Raw genomic sequence first — 17,195 nt, forward strand, 5'->3', positions numbered from 1 at the left:
TCTGAGGTAGCGCGACCGGGCCAGGCATTAGGTGTCACTCGCGGGTCAGTTCCGGTGGCAGCGCGTCTTCGTCGGGTCGAACCCGGTGGGCGTTGGCCAGGGGGTCGCGTTGGAGGGTGTTGATCAGCGGTTCCGGGCCGCCGATGCAGGTCCAGGTGTCGTCCCAGAGTGCGGAGACCAGCCATGATCGATCGGCGGGGAAGAACAGGTCAGGTAGCGATCCGCGGCCGTGGCGCATATGACCGGTCCGCCAGGTGAGGGCCTGGTCGGGTCCGGCCTCGACCAACACGTACGACCAGTTCCAGTAGAGCGACACCTTGGGGACGTGGGGGAAGACGATGTCGTGGGCGCCGGTGTCGAGGTAGGCCAGCCACCAGGGCTGGTCGGGGGTATGCGTAATGAGGTCCTCAACCAGGGCGTACTCGTAGGCGGCGGCGGTGACGTCGTCGGCCTGGTACGTGGTGGCATAGGCGTCGAAAATTGGCGGGATGGCGGTGGTGATCGAGATCGCGGAAGCGGTGTGACCGGCGATCCACTCCACGTCGGTGGCGGCGCCGATTCGCCAACTCCGCCCGTCCCTGCTGGCCTGCACACCGCTATTCAAGTCGCTGCGGTGACGGTTGGTGTGGGGAAACGCTCAGGAGAACCTGCGGAGATGCGGAGATGGTCTTCGGGCCGCGTCGATGAAGACCCACGCCCCGGCCATCCGGGCGCGCATCCATCGAGCATCGATGACGTCGACTACGTCACTACGCTGAAGGTACTACGACGGATGATCGGAGGCCCCCGCCTCAGCCGCGCGGGAGCACGTCGTCCACCACGCTCGGCAGGGTTGCCCAGTCGGCCGAGGCGACGCTGGCGTGCGCCCGCGCCAACTGGGCCACTCGGGCCGCCGCCGCGTCGGGGTCGGTGTTCCCCGTCGCCGGGGGCACGTTCTGCGCGTCGGTCATCACCAGCAGGTAGTGGTTGGAGTCGTACCAGGCGGTGTCGATGCCGCCGGTGACGTACGCCGACGCGTCGCCGTCGAAGACCACGAACCAGGGCCGCAGAGTGGTGTCGGCGTACCGGGTTCGGGGGTCGCCGGCTGAGGCCCGGTGCACGGCCGGGAATGCCTGCGCCGAGGCGAGCGTCCCGGCGGCGGCGAGTCCGGCGAGGTGGCGGGCGTACTCGACGTCGGTCCACAGGGTGTCGGTGGGGTTGCCCTCCTCGACGGTGCCGGGGATCAGGTGCACGATCACCCGGCCGGCGAGTTGCTGCCGGGTCGGCCAGTTGTCGGCGCGGGCGGCGGCGTCCAAGGTGGCGTGCCCGCCCTTCAGCTCGGCGGGGCGGAACGCCGCCGACCCGAGCCGGGCGGCCAGCAGCGCGTCCAGCTGCGCCGGCCCCTGCCCGGTGCGGCCGCTGAAGCCGGTCTTCAGCTCCAGCTTGAGGTGCAGCGGGCCGGCGTCGGGGTGGGCGGCGAGCCAGATCCGGATGTCGTCGAGGCAGTGTTCGAGGTTCCTGTTGCGGGTGCCGGTGTAGAGCTGGGCGGCGCTGGTCGCGGCGACGCAGTTGTTGGCACTGCCGAGCGGGTTGGAGTGGCTGACCCGCCACTGCCTGGTGATGATGTCGGGCCACACGTCCAGCTCGATCATCCCCGGCCGGGCGTCGAGCGCCTGGGCCAGGTAGGCGTACGTGCCCTGCTCGTACGCGTTGTGGGTGCCCACGGTGGTGGTCGCCGAGACCCGGGCGGCCGGGTCGACGGCCGCCTCCGCCGGGCCGGCGGCGAGCACGGCCGCGACCACCGCGACCGACGCGAACGCTGACAGGGGACGGGATCCGCGCATGCGTGCCTCCTCGGAGGGGCCGGCGACGGTCGCCGGGCATGCACTGATATAAATACATGAACGTCAATGACGGAAGGGTCCCTGGGGGCAGGGTCTACTGGCGACCGGTGCCGGGGCGCAGCATCGCCGGGTGGAGCATGGTCGCGTCGCCGCGCCGGTACAGCGCCGCCGGGCGGCCGGTGGGCGGGTTGCGCCGCTCCCCGGTGGGCACCACGAACCCGCTCACCCCGGTGACCTTGCGGTGGAAGTTGCGCGGGTCGAGGCGTACCTGCCAGACGGCCTCGTAGACCGCGCGCAACTCGCCGATGGTGAACGTCTCGCCGCAGAACGCCGTGGCCAGGGGCGCGTACTCCAGCTTGGCCCGGGCCCGTTCGAGCGCGTCCCGCAGGATGGTGTCGTGGTCGAAGGCGAGCCAGCCGTGGCCCAGCCGCGCGTGGTCGATCGGCTCCCACCGGGCCCGGGCCGCGTCGGTGCCGGCCACCGGCACCGGCAGGTCCGGGGCGATGGCCAGGTACGCGACCGAGGCGACCGCGCCGCGCGGATCCCGCCCCGGCGTGGCGTACGTGCGGACCTGTTCCAGGTGCAGCGCCCGGCCGTCTAGCCCGGTCTCCTCGGACAGTTCCCGCACCGCCGTGCCGTCCAGGTCCTCGCCGGCCCGGACGAAGCCGCCGGGCAGCGCGGCCCGGCCCTCGAACGGCGGCTTGCCGCGCTCGATGAGCAGGACCGCCAGCCGACCGTCACGGATCGTGAGGATCGCCAGGTCGATGGCGATGCGGAAGTCGGTCGGCCGGTCGGACACACCGGAAGGGTATCGGCCGCGCCGGCGGGCGACGGATAGGTGTCGACCAGGTGAGGAGCGGGTCATTTCCGGGCGTGGCCGCCGGCCCAGATCCGGTCGAACTCCCGGGCGAAGTGCCGATACCACACCGGGTCGCGGTCGGGGCGGAGCGTGACCGTCGCCTCGCGCCCGTCCGGTCGGTGCGAGTAGATGTCGACCGAGATCCGCCCGCTCGGCTGCTCGGGGTCGACCAGCATCATGCCGAAGGCGGGGACGAAGCGGAGCAGCCGGACCTCCAGTCGCCCGGCGCCGGCCGTCTGCGCCGCCAGGTAGTCCAACAGGTCGATGGTGGGCTGGATGCGGTGCTCGAAGACCTCGCGACCGCCCTCGGCGTCCAGCCCGTTGCGGCGGGCCGCCTCCTCGGGCGCCGGGCCGGCCGGATCGATGAGCGCGATCCGCACCGTCGCGCCCGCGGCCAACTGTTGTCGGAGCTCGTCCAGGTGGCTGCGGACCGTCCTGTTCAGGGTCACCCCGACCAGCCGGATGTCCCGCGCGCCGGCCAGCCCCGCCGCCGCGCCCGGCACGGCGGTGGTGATCAGCCGGTCCACCGAGTCGACGCCGTCCGCGCGCAGGTTTCCGGCCAGCGTGCGCAGGGTGGACTCGACGCTCCTTAGTCGCCGGCTCCCGGTCAGCAGGTCGAAGGTGATCACGCCGAGAACGGCCAGGGTGGCGGCGGCGACCACCTCCGGGCTGGTCACGTTGAGCAGGCCGAGCGCGCCGACGACCAGCGCCGCCCCGGAGACGAGGTACGTCTCCAGTTCCCGGCCGGTCAGCCTGCCACGCAGGGTCGCCCTCCTGCGGGCGTCCGGAGCCGTTCCGGCCCGGCGCGGGGCGTCGGTGCGGGTCACCGCTCGTCCTCGACCAGGCGCAGGTACGGCAGGAGCCGTGCCATGACCAGTGCGGCGTGCCGGGCCGCCAGCTCGTGGTCGGCGTGCCCCTTGTGCCGGTCGGCGTGGTCCGAGATGCCCCGGACGGTCATCCAGCCGCGCAGCGCCCGGTCGTTGGCGATCTCCTCGTAGTACGCCTGGGCCACCCCGCCCGCCTCGGTCTCCACGGCCAGGGTCTTCTCGTGCACCTCGGCCAGCCAGGCCCGGACGCCCGAGCCGGCGTCGGTCACCACCGCGTTGCCCGAGCCGATCGGTCCCCGGTGGACGCGGAACTCCCCGCCCGACTCCGGCCGGACGACCGTGCCGTGCCGGACCAGGAAGTCGCTCACCCGGTGCCGCAGCACCGGCGCGGTCGCCTGGAGCCGCCCCCGGCGGCGGGGGCCGTCCCCGGTCTCCCGACGGCTGTCGTACCAGATCACCTCGTCGGCGAGGACCACGTCGCCGACCGCCACGTCCGCGCGGACCCCACCGGCGATGCCGACCAGCAGGACGAGCGGCGGCGCGAAGCGTCGGCGGAGCTGCTGGTGGGCGAGCGCGGCGGAGTGCGTGCCGGGCTCAAGGGCCTGGGTGGCGACCACCCGGACCGGGCCGCCCTCGGCGGGGAAGGTGGCCCGGTGCACCGTGGCGCCCCCGTGCACCTGCTCGACCCGGTGGTCGTGCGCCCGGCTCAGCACGTCGACGACCGCCGCCATCTCCTCCCGGAGGACGGTGAGGATCCCGACGTCGGCCGACCGCCCTTCCCGGCCCCCGCCCGCCCCGAGGGGCGTCCGTGCGGCGGCCGGGTGGTTGTGCTGTACGGCGTGGACGTCACCACCGACCGAGACGGTGCCGCCGCTGACCTGTAGACCGGTGTTGTGGGCCTGGTATGCGTTCATCGTCCCGTTCCCCTCCACGGGTCGGCGGTGTTCGTCTGGGTGCTGTTCACGTCGCCGTGCACGACGAGGTGCCCGCCGGAGACGATCGCCGCCGCGTTGAGCAGGACCGTGGCCCGCTGGCGGTACTCGCTGGTGTCCACTCCACGGCTCTCCAGGAAGTCGAGTGCGGCGGCGAGCAGCCGGCGCTCGATGATCCGCTGGTACTTGTCGATCTCCTGGGTCTGGAGGTGGTGGCGGGTGTCGGCGGCCATCGCGAGTTCCCGGACGCTGACCCGCGCCCCGTGGTCGTACCCCCGCCGGAACGACTCGTTGAACTTGAACCAGGAGGAGTCCTTCAGGGAGCCACCCCAGTTCCGGGCGAGGTTGAGGGGGGCGCGGACGATGGTTGTCGGTGCGTCGAGCAGCCCCCGGACGCCGGCCCGCAGGTACGCCGCCGCGCCGGTCTCACCGACCTGGTCGATCACTCGGAACCGCTCGTCGCAGGGCGGCAACGCGGTCGAGGTGAACCCCATGTAGAGCGACCTGCCCTGGACCGCCACGTGCACGTAGACCGTGGTGACCAGCTCGCCGTGCCAGGAGACCACCTGGCAGACGAGGTAGTGCCGGGCCGACGCGGTGGGTTGGCGGATGATCGCCAGCAGGTGGGCGGGGTCGGTGTACGGAGCGAGGTGCCCGACCTCGGTCCCGGCGAGGACGACCCGGTCGACGACGGTCAGCCCGGCGAGCTGCTGCTCGGCCTCCTGCGCCCTCGCCAGGGTGCTGAGTTCGCCCCGCAGGTGGGCGACCAGTTCGGCGGCGCTGAAGGGCGCGGTGGGGAACTCCCGTTCCGTCTCGGGGGCCAGGCCGGTCAGTGGGTTGCCGGCCCGGACCAGCCGTTGGGCGAAGCCCCAGTTCGTCAGCACGCTGCCGGAGCCGATGAACGGCCAGGGGCCGGAGAAGGCGATGGTGTTGCCGCTCTCCTGCCGCCGGATCTCGTCGAACCGTTTGGAACGGGCCGGTGGGGCCGGCGTCCGGCCGGGGGCGAACTGGTTGAGCTGGCTCTGCCGCGCGAGGCTCGCCACGACCGGTGGCCCGAACATGACGAGCAGCGCCATGACGAACCCCGGGAAGATCCCGACGAGGGGGCTCTCGGGATAGCCCCCGGAATAGCTGCCGGTGCGGCTTGAGTCGTCGAGTTCGTCCATGAACCTGCCGAGCAGGTTGAGCACGATCACCGCCCCGAGGAGGCGGAACAGGACGGCCATCGCCCGGCTGAAGATGATCCCGGAGCTCGCCGACTGGCCCTGGCGCAGCTCCCGCGCGGTGTTTTCGATGATCTGCTGGATGGAGGTGACCAGGTAGATCAGGAGCAACCCGATGATGGCGAAGCCCGTCCCCAGCGGGGCCACGCAGGCCAGCGGCACCAGCAGGACGAGGGTCATCGCGTCCCGGAGGATGGTGATCTGGCGGGCCTGTAGGCACTGCCCGAGCACGGTGACCAGGTCGAAGCCGTACGACGGGGCGATCAGGTGCGCGCGCCGGCCGTAGACCTCGGCGAGGCAGGCGCGCTGGAATTCCTCGTCGAGGTACGCCCCGGCACAGAGGTGTCGGGTGGTGTTGGACGCGGCCGGCGGCGGTGGGATTCGGGGCGGGGCCGGCGGGCCCGCAGCCGGACCGGTGGGTGCGTGAGTGGTCATGGGGGATCCCGTCCGTGGACAGCCGTGGCCCGGGGTGGGCCGGGGTGGTGATCCGGGAAAGGGCGGCCGTGCGCGGACTTCTGCGCCCACTGCCTGGGCTCCCGCGTACGGCCTTCGGCTCCCGCGGACCCGACGCCCGCGCGGCCGAACCTGTTTACGTTACTTTGACGATAACTCGACGGTAGGCGGGGAGCCGGTTCGTGTCAACAAGACGATTAGTCGCGTCGGCCGTCCTCGGAGGACCGGGGTGCCGCCGCACCGCGCGCTGGATATGGTCGTCCGGTGAACCGACTCGCCAGCGCCACCAGCCCGTACCTCCTCCAGCACGCCGACAACCCGGTGGACTGGTGGCCGTGGTGCGACGAGGCGTTCGCCGAGGCCAAACGGCGCGACGTGCCGGTGCTGATCTCGGTCGGCTACGCGGCCTGCCACTGGTGCCACGTGATGGCCCACGAGTCGTTCGAGGACGCCGCCGTCGGGAAGCTGCTCAACGACGGCTTCGTGGCGATCAAGGTGGACCGCGAGGAGCGGCCCGACGTCGACGCCGTCTACATGACCGCGACCCAGGCGATGACCGGGCAGGGCGGCTGGCCGATGACGGTCTTCGCCACCCCGGACGGCACCCCGTTCTTCTGCGGCACGTACTTCCCGAAGCCGAACTTCGTCCGGCTGCTGGAGTCGGTCGGCACCGCCTGGCGGGAGCAGCGCGAGGCCGTGCTCCGGCAGGGCTCCGCCGTGGTCGAGGCGATCGGCGGGGCGCAGGCCGTCGGCGGGCCCACCGCCCCGCTCACCGCCGAGCTGCTCGACGACGCCGCCGCCCAGCTCGCGAGGGAGTACGACCGGAGCAACGGCGGCTTCGGCGGGGCCCCGAAGTTCCCGCCGCACATGAACCTGCTCTTCCTGCTGCGCCACCACCAGCGCACCGGCTCCGCCGAGAGCCTGGAGATCGCCCGGCACACCGCCGAGGCGATGGCCCGGGGCGGCATCAACGACCAGCTCGCCGGCGGCTTCGCCCGGTACTCGGTCGACGGGCACTGGACCGTGCCGCACTTCGAGAAGATGCTCTACGACAACGCCCTGCTGCTGCGGGTCTACACCCAGCTCTGGCGGCTCACCGGCGACCCGCTGGCCGCCCGGGTGGCCCGGGACGTCGCCCGGTTCCTCGCCGACGAGCTGCACCGCCCGGGCGAGGGCTTCGCCTCCGCGCTCGACGCCGACACCGAGGGCGTCGAGGGGCTCACCTACGCGTGGACCCCGGCCCAGCTCGTCGAGGTGCTCGGCCCCGAGGACGGCCGTTGGGCCGCCGACCTCTTCGCGGTCACCGAGTCCGGCACCTTTGAAGGCGGGATGAGCGTGCTGAGGCTGGCCCGGGACGTCGACGACGCCGACCCGGCGGTGCGCGGCCGGTGGCAGGACGTCGTCCGGCGGCTGCTGGCCGCCCGGGACAACCGCCCCCAGCCCGCCCGCGACGACAAGGTGGTGGCCGCCTGGAACGGCCTGGCGATCACCGCGATCGCCGAGTTCGTCCGCCTCGTCGAGGCGCAGAGGGCGGCCGGCGGGGACGAGGCCGCCGCCAACCTGCTGGAGGGCGTCACCATCGTCGCCGACGGCGCGATGCGGGACGCCGCCGATCACCTGGCCACCGTGCACCTTGTCGACGGCCGGCTGCGCCGGGTCTCCCGGGACGGGGTGGTCGGCGAGCCGGCCGGGGTGCTGGAGGACTACGGCTGCGTGGCCGAGGCGTTCTGCGCGATGCACCAGGTCACCGGCGAGGGGCGCTGGCTGGAGCTGGCCGGCGGGCTCCTGGACACCGCGCTGGCCCGGTTCGCCGCCCCGGGCGGCGGGTTCTACGACACCGCCGACGACGCCGAGCAGCTCGTCACCCGGCCGGCGGACCCGACCGACAACGCCACCCCGTCCGGCCGGTCGGCGATCGTCGCCGCCCTGGTGGCCTACGCGGCGCTGACCGGGGAGACCCGGTACCGGGAGGCCGCCGAGGCGGCCCTCGCCACGGTCGCCCCGATCGTCGCCCGGCACGCCCGGTTCACCGGGTACGCGGCCACCGTCGGCGAGGCGCTGCTCTCCGGCCCGTACGAGATCGCCGTGGTGACCGACGACCCGGCCGGCGATCCCCTCGCCGCCGCCGCGTACCAGCACGCCCCGCCCGGCGCGGTGGTCGTCGCGGGCCGTCCGGACCAGCCCGGGGTGCCGCTGCTGGCCGACCGGCCGCTGGTCGACGGCCGACCCACCGCGTACGTCTGTCGGGGTTTCGTCTGCCAGCGCCCGGTCACCACCGTCGAGGACCTGCGCGCCCAGTTGTGAGGGCCGCCGAGACCGCCCCGGACCTCGGCCCGGGGCGGTCGGGGCACGCCGCTAGGCTGGCGGGCGAGATGGATACCCGAACCGGTCTGCCTGTTGTCGGCATGGTGGGGGGCGGCCAGCTGGCCCGGATGACCCACCAGGCCTCGATCGCCCTCGGTCAGTCGCTGCGCGTGCTCGCGCAGGCACCGGACGACGGGGCGGCCCTCGTCGCCGCCGACGTCCGGTACGGCGACCACACCGACCTCGCCGCCCTGCGTGCCTTCGCCAAGGGCTGCGACGTGGTCACCTTCGACCACGAGCACGTGCCGACGGAGCACATCCGCGCCCTCGCGGCCGAGGGGGTGAAGCTCTTCCCACCGGCCGACGCGCTGCTGCACGCGCAGGACAAGCGGATCATGCGGGAGCGGCTCGCCGCGCTGGGCGCACCGAACCCGGTGTGGCGACCGGTCGCCGAGCCCGCCGACCTGGTCGCCTTCGGCGAGGCCCAGGGCTGGCCGGTGGTGCTGAAGGCGGCCCGGGGCGGGTACGACGGCCGGGGCGTCTGGCTGGTCGACGACGCCGCGCAGGCCGCCGAGCTGGCCACCACCCTGCTCGCCGGGGGGACCAGCCTGATCGTCGAGGAGCGGGTGGCGCTGCGCCGGGAGCTGGCCGTGCAGGTGGCCCGCTCGCCGTTCGGGCAGGTCGCCGCGTATCCGGTGGTGGAGACGGTGCAGGTCGACGGGATCTGCGTCGAGGTGCTGGCCCCCGCGCCGGGCCTGGACGAGGAGCAGGCCGTCGCCGCCCAGCAGCTCGCCATCGACCTGGCCACCGCGCTCGGCGTGGTCGGCCTGCTCGCCGTGGAGCTGTTCGAGACGTCGGCCGGGCTGGTGGTCAACGAGCTGGCCATGCGCCCGCACAACTCGGGCCACTGGACGATCGAGGGGGCCCGGACCTCGCAGTTCGAGCAGCACCTGCGGGCCGTGCTGGACTACCCGATGGGGGACACGGCGCTGACCGCCCCGGCGGTGGCGATGGCGAACGTGCTCGGCGGCGAGCCGGGCGGGATGTCGATCGACGAGCGGCTGCACCACCTCTTCGCCGCCGAGCCGGGCGCGAAGGTCCACCTGTACGGCAAGCAGGTGCGTCCCGGCCGCAAGATCGGCCATGTCACGGTGCTCGGCGCCGACCTGGACGACGTACGGGCGCGGGCCGCCCGGGCCGCCCGCTGGCTCCGCGAGGGCCACCAGTGAGCCTGCGACCCCCCGCAGTCGTCAACGAGAGGCAGACCAGCATGAGCACCGTCGGGTTGATCATGGGCAGCGACTCGGACTGGCCGACCATGAAGGCCGCCGCCGAGACGCTGGCCGAGTTCGGGGTCGGCTACGAGGTCGGCGTGGTCTCCGCCCACCGCACCCCCGACAAGATGATCGAGTACGGCCGCACCGCCGCCGACCGGGGGCTCAAGGTGATCATCGCGGGGGCCGGTGGGGCCGCCCACCTGCCCGGCATGGTCGCCTCGGTCACCCCGCTGCCGGTGATCGGCGTGCCGGTGCCGCTGAAGTACCTCGACGGGATGGACTCGCTGCTGTCCATCGTCCAGATGCCGGCCGGCGTGCCGGTGGCCGCCGTGTCGATCGGCAACGCCCGCAACGCGGGGCTGCTCGCCGTCCGCATCCTGGCCGCCGCCGACGAGGCGCTCCGGGCCCGCATGGTCGCCTACCAGGAGGGCCTGGAGGAGTTGGTCGCCGAGAAGGAGGCCGCCCTGCACGCCTCGCTGGGCTGACCGCCACCCGGCTCGCGACACTCAGCCCGGCGCGTGGTCGCGGCCGGGCTGGGTGCGCGTTTCGCTAGATGCTGGCGTTCCAGGTGGTGAAGACCAGTTGGCTGCCGCCACCGCAGACCGCCTGGTAGACCTTTTCCTTGTACACCAGGCTGTACACGCCGGCGCACATCCCGCTGTGCAGGGCCATCAGGTATCCGGTGCCCGACGAGTACGACCACTGCTGGTTCGGCACGTCCGCAGCTTTCCTGATGGAGGGCGGTGCTCTGTGGCCGTTTCGGGCCAGTTGTTCCAGCGCCGGTCGACAGGGCCGACAGCGGCGGGCGTCGAGAGCCGCGCGGATCGGGGGCCTCCCCCGAGCCTCAGCGCATGCCGCGCAGCGCCGTCTGGAGGCGTTCCTGGGCGCGGCGTCGGCGCTCGTTGCTCGCACCGAGGACCAGCAGGACCAGCCCGACCGGGATCAGCACCAGCCACGGGCCGAGGCTGAACAGCGCGTGCACCGCCGTGATCGCGGTGACGGCCGCCCCGACGATCACCGGGGCCTGCTGCTGGCTGGTGGTGCCGAAGATCAGCACCGCCGCCGCGCCGAGCAGCAGCAGCACCTGGCGCAGCATGCTGGAGTCGGTGGCCAGCACGATCGCCAGGGTCGGCACGAACGCGGCGACCAGCGCCGGCCCGTACGCCACCCAGCTCGACAGGTCCGGCCGGTGCCGCAGCTCCAGCACCCCGACCAGCAGGGCCAGCGCCGCGAACGGCAGCGTGTACGCCTCCGGCAGCGCCACGTCGGCGACCCGCATCAGGATCCACCAGGCGACGATCTCGCAGAACACCACCGCCCAGAACAGGATCTGCCGCTCCACCGGCCGGCGGTTCGGCCGGGCGGCGGCCACCCCGAGCACGGCGCCCCAGGCGGCGAGCAGCGCGGCGATGTGCTGGGGCGAGTCGAAGGCCAGCGCCAGGGCGATCAGCGCGGCGGCGTACCCACTCCACTCCACCGTGGCCGCCTCGCGCTGCGCCTCGGGGCGGCGCAGCCGGGGCAGGGTCGCGGCGAACACCTGTAGGGCCGCCCCGACCGCCAGCACCCCGAACGCGGACCAGACCGCGGCCAGCCCGGCCACCAGGCCGGCGACGAGGACGAACAACTGCGCCGTCAGCGAGGCGAACAGCCAGCCCAGGATGCGGGCCCGCTGGGTGGTGCCGTACAGGGCGGCGACGGTGCCGACGCCCACCGCTCCACCCAGGGTGAACAGGGTCAACTCCCGGGTGGCCAGGCTGCCGAGCAGCCCCGCCCCGCCGCCGGCCAAACCGATGACGAAGACCAGCACCCGGGCGGTGCGCAGCGACCGGGCCCGTTCCGCCAGCGGTGGGGGCGGGGTGAGCGCCAGCCCCAGCATCGAGATGGTGAACACCGACAGCGCCGCGAGTGTGCTCACCGGCCAGCCGTGACCCGTGGCGATCGGGGTGATCAGCAGGGTCATCGCCGCGCCGGGCAGCACCACGGGCACCGCCCGGGACCGCCGCCCGCCGCTGAACCCGACGGCGGCCAGCGCCGCGGTCACGGTGAGCAGCAGCGCGGTCAGCACGTGCGCCGGGTCGACCGCACCGGCGGGCGGGGTGATCAGCTCCGGCGGCGGCCCCTGCCACACCCGGCCCAGCGACCGGTAGGGCTCGACCAGCGCCGCCATCAGCGTGGGGGCGAGCGAGGCCACGGCCAGCGCGGTCGGCAACGCGGCGGCGGCCAGCGCCCCGGCAGCCGGGCTGACCCGCCAGCGCGCCGCCGCCGGATCGTCGTCGGGCGCCCGACGCAGGGCGCCGTCGAGCAGCACCGACCAGCGCCGGATCGGCTGGGCCGAGCCGGCCGGCGGGACGGTGGCGGCGCGTACCAGCTCGGCGAGCACCCCGAGCAGCGCGCCCGCCGCCGCGTACACGCCGGCGGGCAGGCCGGTCACGATCGCGGCGACCGCAGTGACCGTCGCGCCGCCCACCACGGCCGCGCTGGCGTACGGAAGGTACTGCGGCACCTGCCGGCGGACCGCGGCGATCGCGGCCAGGCCCAGGCTGGACGCGGCCAGCGCGGCGGTCAGCACCACCTCGGGCGACCGGCCGAACTCGGCGGCCAGGGCGGCCACCGCGCCGGGCAACGCGAGCAGCGCGGCCCCGGCGGCGGCCCCACCGATCTGCACCAGGTGCGGCGGCATCCCCTCGGCGTCGACGTCCTCGACCAGCGGGGCGGCGAACACCCGGGCCAGGGTGGCCACGACGACGCCGATCAGCGCGATACCGCCCAGCGCCAGCGCGGTCGTCCACGGCCGGACCAGACCGGCGCCGGCCGCGTGCAGGGCGACGGCCCCGGCCACGGTGGCCCGGGACAGCCCGGCGCGCGGGTCGATCGAGGCCGCCGCGGCCGTGCCGAAGGCCGTGGCGACGGCCAGGCCGACCAGCACCGGCGACCACCAGGGCAGGTCGAAGGCGGCCGGCGCCCCGACGGTGGCCAGGACGGCGGCGACGCCCGACACGTCGTACTTCCAGGGGGCCGGCAGCAGCACCCCGGCCGCGACGCCGAGCAGCGCCAGCGCGATGGGCGCCTGCCAGGTGGACCCGCCGACCGGCGCGGCCGGCCACCCGGACAGGTCGCCGGCCCAGATCGGGCCCGGGGTGGCCAGCACGCCCCACCCGCCGCGCAGCGCGCTCCAGCCGGCGAGCAGCCCGATCAGGGTGCCACCGACGGCGAGCCCGAGGATCGGCCCGCGCCGCCACTGTTCGGGCATCGCCCGGGCCGCGACGGCGACCACCGCCACGAGCGCGGCGGCCACCACGAGCTGCCCGCCGGGGGTGAGCACCGCCCCGATCCGTACCAGGGTGGCGATCAGCGCCGCGGTGACCGCGGCGGCGGCCAGGTCGGAGCCGTCCATGGCCAGGTCGGAGCGGCGGCCAGCGTCGATCGACGGGGCCAGGAAGACCAGCACCCCGGCCACGAACAGCAGCCCGCCCACCCAGGCGTCCGCGACGGTGGCCCCGGGAGCGCCGAACGCGGCGGCGGTCACCGCCAGCGCCCCGAGGCCGGTGCCCATGGCCAGCGGCGCCGGGATGTGCCGCTCGGACACCTGCACCATGGCGGCGTACCCGAGGGTGACGCAGACCGCCAGGAAGCTCGCCGCCAGCACCGGCACGGTGGCCTCGCGCAGACTCGCCGGGGTCGGCGTCGGGTCGGTCGGCACGGACGCGGCGACGAACGCGGCGACCGCCCCGGGCAGGGCGAACGCCGCGCCACCGGCGGCCCAGGCGGAGACGACGCCTGCCGTGGCGGGGGTGATCCGGATCCGGGGTGCCACCGCGACCAGCGCGCCGGCCAGGAAGAGGGCGAGCAGCACAGCGGCGGTCAGCGCCGGCCTGGCCAGCCCGGCGCCCGCGCCGAGCAGGCCCACCACGGCCGCGGCGACCGCGTGCACCGTGGCGGCCCGCGTCGTGCTGGCGGTGAGCCCGGCCGCGCCGATGCCGATCGCGACCAGCACCATCGGCCACGGTGCCGCCACCCAGCCCAGGCCGAACGACGCCGGCACGGCGAGTGCGGTCAGCGCCGCCCCGACCACCGCGAACTCGCGGCGGATCTCCGGCGGCAGGGCCAGCATCGCGGCGACGGTGAGCAGGAAGGCGCTGGCGGCGAGCTGCCAGGCCGCCGGCCCGACCGAGGCGGCCAGCTCGGCCGGGTAGCGGGCGAGGTCCGCCGCCCAGGCCGGGATGGCGGCCCGCGCCGGGGCCAGCCCGGCGCGCAGCGCACCGCCGGCCACCACCAGGCCGCTGACCGTGAGCGCCGCGGCCGAGGCGAGCTGCGGCCCACGCCGGGCGGCTTCGGGTACGGCCCGCACGGCCAGCCCGGTGAGGGTGATGACGGCGGCGATCAGCAGCAGGGCCCGGCCGGGGAAGGCCACCGACGCGATCCTGCCCAGCGCGCCGATCACCGCGAGGGTGAGGATGCCGGCGGCCACGTCGGGCAGCGGCGGGCGGCGCAGCACCAGCGCCCCGCCCAGCCCCACCAGCGCGGCCAGCAGCAGCACCGCACCCGCCCCGGACGCCGCCGGCACCGTGCCGGCGCGCAGCAGCGCGGTCACCGCGTACGCGAGGGCCAGCGCCACCGCCGCGGCGTGCAACAGCCAGGTCAGCGTGCCCAGCGCCGGGACCGGGCGGGCCGGCGCGGCGGCGACGGACGCGCCACCGGTGCCGCCGAGCACCTCGCCGGACTCCTCCGGGGCGCCCTCCGGCCGGCTGTCCTCGGTGGGGCGGCGGGGCGGTGGGGCGGCGGAGGCGGCTGGGGGCGTCGGCAGGTCCTCGCGCACCGGCCGCTCGACGGTGACCGGGGAACGGGCCAGCACCAGGTCCACGACGGCGACCACGGTCAGCACCAGCGCCCAGCCGGCCGGCCCGGTGACCCACCCGTAGGCCAGTAGTGGCAGCACCGGCTGCGCGGCCAGCACGGCGGCGAAGCGGGGGGCGCGCAGCCCCGTCCAGAGCGCGTAGCCGAACCCGACGGCGGCGGTGGCCGCGAAGATCACCCCGGCGAAGACCGCCCCGGACACGCCCCCGCCGCCGATCCGGTCCACCGCCCACAGCGCGTACCCGGCCAGCGGCACCAGCAGCAGGCCGACGGCGGCGATCGTCTCGGCGGTCGAGGTGAGCCCGCGTCGGGCCAGCACCGGCGGGGCGAGCAGCAGCAGCACCGTCGCGACGAGCAGGATGCCCAGCCGGGACAGGGCGCCCATCGAGCTGGTGGCCACCGCGGCGAAGACCACCGCGGCCACGGCGAGCAGCAGCGCGCCCAGCCCGAGGGGGATGTTCTGCACCTCCCGCGAGGACGCCTCCGGCGGGTGCTCGGGGTTGTCGGCGTCCAGCCAGCGGGCCGCCGACGGCGGTGGCGGGTTCTCCGACCCGGGCGGCGCGGCGCCCTGCCGTGGCACTCGGGGTGGCGCCCCGGCGGCGGCGGTGGGTGGGCGGCGACCGGGCCGGCGGCGCAGCACCCGCCGGGGGCGGGCGGCCTGCTTGGTCCGCTCCTCACCGGCGTGTGTGAGGATGTCCCGCTGGAAGAGCGCGGCCTGCATCTTCGCGGCGATCTGCCGCTGCTCGGCGGCGATGGCGGCCTCGCGGGCCTTCATCTCCGCGATCGAGCGCTCGACGTCCGCCAAGTGCCCGGCCCACTGGGCCTGGTGCGCGCCGCAGTGCGGACACTGGGCGGCCGGCTTGATCTCCCGGCCGCACGAGGAGCACTGAAAGGTCTGCACGACACCCCTCCACCCGCTGGCCCGCACTGTGGACTCCCACTGTCGCAGCATGCCCTGAGCCGGCGCGGATTTCGACACCTGTCGGCGGGTTGACGGTGACGAACAGCGGACGGCCGGCCGCAGCGGGTCGCCGCGGCCGGCCGTCGCCGGTGTCGAGGTGGATCAGGGGCGGCCCATGCCCCGGTACTCCCAGCCGGCCTGCGTCCACAGTGTCGAGTCGAGGCAGTTCCGGCCGTCGACCACCCGACGGCCGGCGACCAGCTCGCCGAGGGCCACCGGGTCGGCGTTGCGGAAGTCGGCCCACTCGGTGAGCACGCAGACCAGGTCCGCCCCGGTCACCGCGTCGGCCATGCTGGACTCGTACGTCAGCTCGGGGGCCACCCGGCGGGCGTTCTCGGTGCCCTGCGGGTCGTACACGTGCACGTCCGCCCCGGCCTTGCCGAGCAACCCGGCGACGGCGAGCGCCGGGGCGTCGCGTACGTCGTCGGTGTTGGGCTTGAAGGTCGCGCCGAGCACGGCGACCCGGGTGCCGGACAGGTCCGGGCCGGCCGGCCCGGAGCGGCGGCCGAGCAGCTCGGCGGCGAGCCCGACGACCCGGGTACGACGACGCAGGTTGATCAGGTCGACCTCGTGCAGGAAACGCAGCGCCTCGCCGGCGCCCAGCTCCTGGGCGCGGGCCTGGAAGGCCCGGATGTCCTTGGGCAGACAGGCCCCGCCGAAGCCGAGGCCGGCCTGGAGGAACCGGTTGCCGATCCGGGGGTCGTACCCGATGGCGCGGGCGAGCTGGGTGACGTCGCCGCCGGAGGCCTCGCAGACCTCGGCCATCGCGTTGATGAACGAGATCTTGGTGGCCAGGAAGGCGTTCGCGGCGACCTTGACCAGCTCGGCGGTGGCGAAGTCGGTGGCCACCAGCGGGACCTCCCGGTCCTCCGTGGCGGCCAGGTCGAAGACGCCCTTGTGGGCGGCGTAGAGCATGCCGTTGGCCCACTCGCTCTTGACGCCCACCACGATCCGGTTGGGACGCAGCACGTCGTCGACGGCGAAGCCCTCCTGGAGGAACTCCGGGCTCCACGCCACCTCGACCCCGAGGTTGGCCGGGGTGTGCTTGCCGACGAGCTGCTCCACCCACTCGGCGGTGCCCACCGGGACGGTGGACTTGCCGACGATCAGCGCCTTGCGGGTGAGGTGCTGGGCCAGGCTGGTCACCGACGCCTCGACGTACGACAGGTCCGCGCCCATCCCGTCGGCCCGCTGCGGGGTCCCGACGCAGATGAAGTGCACGTCGCCGAACTCGGCGGTCTCGGCGATGTCGGTGCTGAACCGCAGCCGGCCGGCGGCCAGGTTGCGCCGCAGCAGCTCGTCGAGGCCGGGCTCGTGGATCGGCACCTCGCCGGCGTTCAGCTTGGCGATCTTTTCCGCGTCGACGTCGAAGCCGAGCACCTCGTAGCCGAGCTCGGCGTAGCAGATGGCGTACGTCGCACCGAGGTACCCGGTGCCGAGGAAGGTGACCCGGGGGCGTGCCGCGCCCGACGGCGGCGTCACCGCGGCGATTGCCGGCATCGGTTGGTTCGGGTACGGGATCGTCACGCCTGTCTTCTCCGCTCGCGCTGGCGGCGCTTCCTCGCGTCGCATTCGGCTGCGGCGCCGGGCCGGGCACCGAAGGGAATTGTGTCGTTTTGTGCGCGCCGTGCCGCATCGACGTCTCCGTCAGGCCCGAGCCTACGCGGCGGTAAGGATCACCC

General features: G+C 74.6%; 12 protein-coding genes. 3 read left to right on the forward strand and 9 right to left on the reverse strand.

Features of this window, described 5'->3' with window-relative positions; genetic code table 11:
* Positions 1 to 34: 34 nt before the first annotated feature.
* The 6 genes from OG617_RS19040 to OG617_RS19065 all read right to left on the reverse strand — a co-directional run bounded on the left by OG617_RS19040 (position 35) and on the right by OG617_RS19065 (position 6,099).
* Positions 35 to 592, reverse strand: a complete 558-nt coding sequence (locus OG617_RS19040) for a hypothetical protein (RefSeq protein ID WP_405094424.1) — start codon at positions 590 to 592, stop codon at positions 35 to 37.
* A 199-nt stretch (positions 593 to 791) separates the two neighbouring features.
* On the reverse strand, positions 792 to 1,823 hold the full coding sequence (locus OG617_RS19045; RefSeq protein WP_405094425.1) for a phosphatidylinositol-specific phospholipase C domain-containing protein: 1,032 nt from the start codon (positions 1,821 to 1,823) through the stop codon (positions 792 to 794).
* A gap of 94 nt (positions 1,824 to 1,917) precedes the next feature.
* The gene (locus tag OG617_RS19050; RefSeq protein WP_405094426.1) at positions 1,918 to 2,622 is read right to left on the reverse strand and encodes an NUDIX hydrolase; all 705 of its coding nucleotides are present in this window, start codon (positions 2,620 to 2,622) and stop codon (positions 1,918 to 1,920) included.
* Between the two features lie 62 nt (positions 2,623 to 2,684).
* Complete coding sequence (locus OG617_RS19055) at positions 2,685 to 3,509, reverse strand: hypothetical protein (protein ID WP_405094427.1); 825 nt, start codon at positions 3,507 to 3,509, stop codon at positions 2,685 to 2,687.
* Positions 3,506 to 4,423: a hypothetical protein gene (locus OG617_RS19060; RefSeq protein WP_405094428.1), complete on the reverse strand. Its 918-nt coding sequence runs from the start codon at positions 4,421 to 4,423 to the stop codon at positions 3,506 to 3,508. The genes OG617_RS19055 and OG617_RS19060 overlap by 4 nt, the downstream gene beginning before the upstream one ends.
* On the reverse strand, positions 4,420 to 6,099 hold the full coding sequence (locus tag OG617_RS19065) for a hypothetical protein (protein WP_405094429.1): 1,680 nt from the start codon (positions 6,097 to 6,099) through the stop codon (positions 4,420 to 4,422). Before OG617_RS19065 ends, OG617_RS19060 begins: the two co-directional genes overlap by 4 nt.
* Positions 6,100 to 6,381: 282 nt before the next feature.
* Between OG617_RS19065 and OG617_RS19070 the strand changes: the two genes are divergently transcribed.
* The 3 genes from OG617_RS19070 to purE all read left to right on the forward strand — a co-directional run bounded on the left by OG617_RS19070 (position 6,382) and on the right by purE (position 10,183).
* Positions 6,382 to 8,421, forward strand: coding sequence for a thioredoxin domain-containing protein (locus OG617_RS19070; RefSeq protein ID WP_405094430.1), 2,040 nt, complete (start codon positions 6,382 to 6,384; stop codon positions 8,419 to 8,421).
* A 68-nt stretch (positions 8,422 to 8,489) separates the two neighbouring features.
* A complete protein-coding gene (locus OG617_RS19075; RefSeq protein WP_405094431.1) occupies positions 8,490 to 9,650 on the forward strand; it encodes a 5-(carboxyamino)imidazole ribonucleotide synthase in 1,161 nt (386 codons plus the stop codon).
* A 41-nt stretch (positions 9,651 to 9,691) separates the two neighbouring features.
* A complete protein-coding gene (gene purE / locus OG617_RS19080; RefSeq protein ID WP_405094432.1) occupies positions 9,692 to 10,183 on the forward strand; it encodes a 5-(carboxyamino)imidazole ribonucleotide mutase in 492 nt (163 codons plus the stop codon).
* Positions 10,184 to 10,247: 64 nt separating this feature from the next.
* On the opposite strand, the gene OG617_RS19085 is transcribed toward purE, so the two are convergent.
* The 3 genes from OG617_RS19085 to OG617_RS19095 form a co-directional block, all read right to left on the reverse strand.
* Complete coding sequence (locus tag OG617_RS19085; protein ID WP_405094433.1) at positions 10,248 to 10,415, reverse strand: hypothetical protein; 168 nt, start codon at positions 10,413 to 10,415, stop codon at positions 10,248 to 10,250.
* A gap of 127 nt (positions 10,416 to 10,542) precedes the next feature.
* Positions 10,543 to 15,453, reverse strand: coding sequence for an SCO7613 C-terminal domain-containing membrane protein (locus OG617_RS19090; RefSeq protein WP_405094434.1), 4,911 nt, complete (start codon positions 15,451 to 15,453; stop codon positions 10,543 to 10,545).
* A gap of 162 nt (positions 15,454 to 15,615) precedes the next feature.
* Positions 15,616 to 17,040 carry a UDP-glucose/GDP-mannose dehydrogenase family protein gene (locus tag OG617_RS19095; protein WP_161687196.1) on the reverse strand — a complete coding sequence of 475 codons (1,425 nt, stop codon included), beginning with the start codon at positions 17,038 to 17,040 and terminating at the stop codon, positions 15,616 to 15,618.
* Positions 17,041 to 17,195 lie beyond the last annotated feature (155 nt).

Source organism: Micromonospora sp. NBC_01412 (assembly GCF_045040215.1).
Lineage (GTDB): Bacteria > Actinomycetota > Actinomycetes > Mycobacteriales > Micromonosporaceae > Micromonospora > Micromonospora rubida.

Excerpts from the sequence above, each read along its gene's own strand:
- purE (WP_405094432.1), top strand. The coding sequence starts at position 9,692 with ATGAGCACCGTCGGGTTGATCATGGGCAGCGACTCGGACTGGCCGACC.
- OG617_RS19060 (WP_405094428.1), bottom strand. The coding sequence starts at position 4,423 with ATGAACGCATACCAGGCCCACAACACCGGTCTACAGGTCAGCGGCGGC.
- OG617_RS19065 (WP_405094429.1), bottom strand. The coding sequence starts at position 6,099 with ATGACCACTCACGCACCCACCGGTCCGGCTGCGGGCCCGCCGGCCCCG.
- OG617_RS19045 (WP_405094425.1), bottom strand. The coding sequence starts at position 1,823 with ATGCGCGGATCCCGTCCCCTGTCAGCGTTCGCGTCGGTCGCGGTGGTC.
- OG617_RS19075 (WP_405094431.1), top strand. The coding sequence starts at position 8,490 with ATGGATACCCGAACCGGTCTGCCTGTTGTCGGCATGGTGGGGGGCGGC.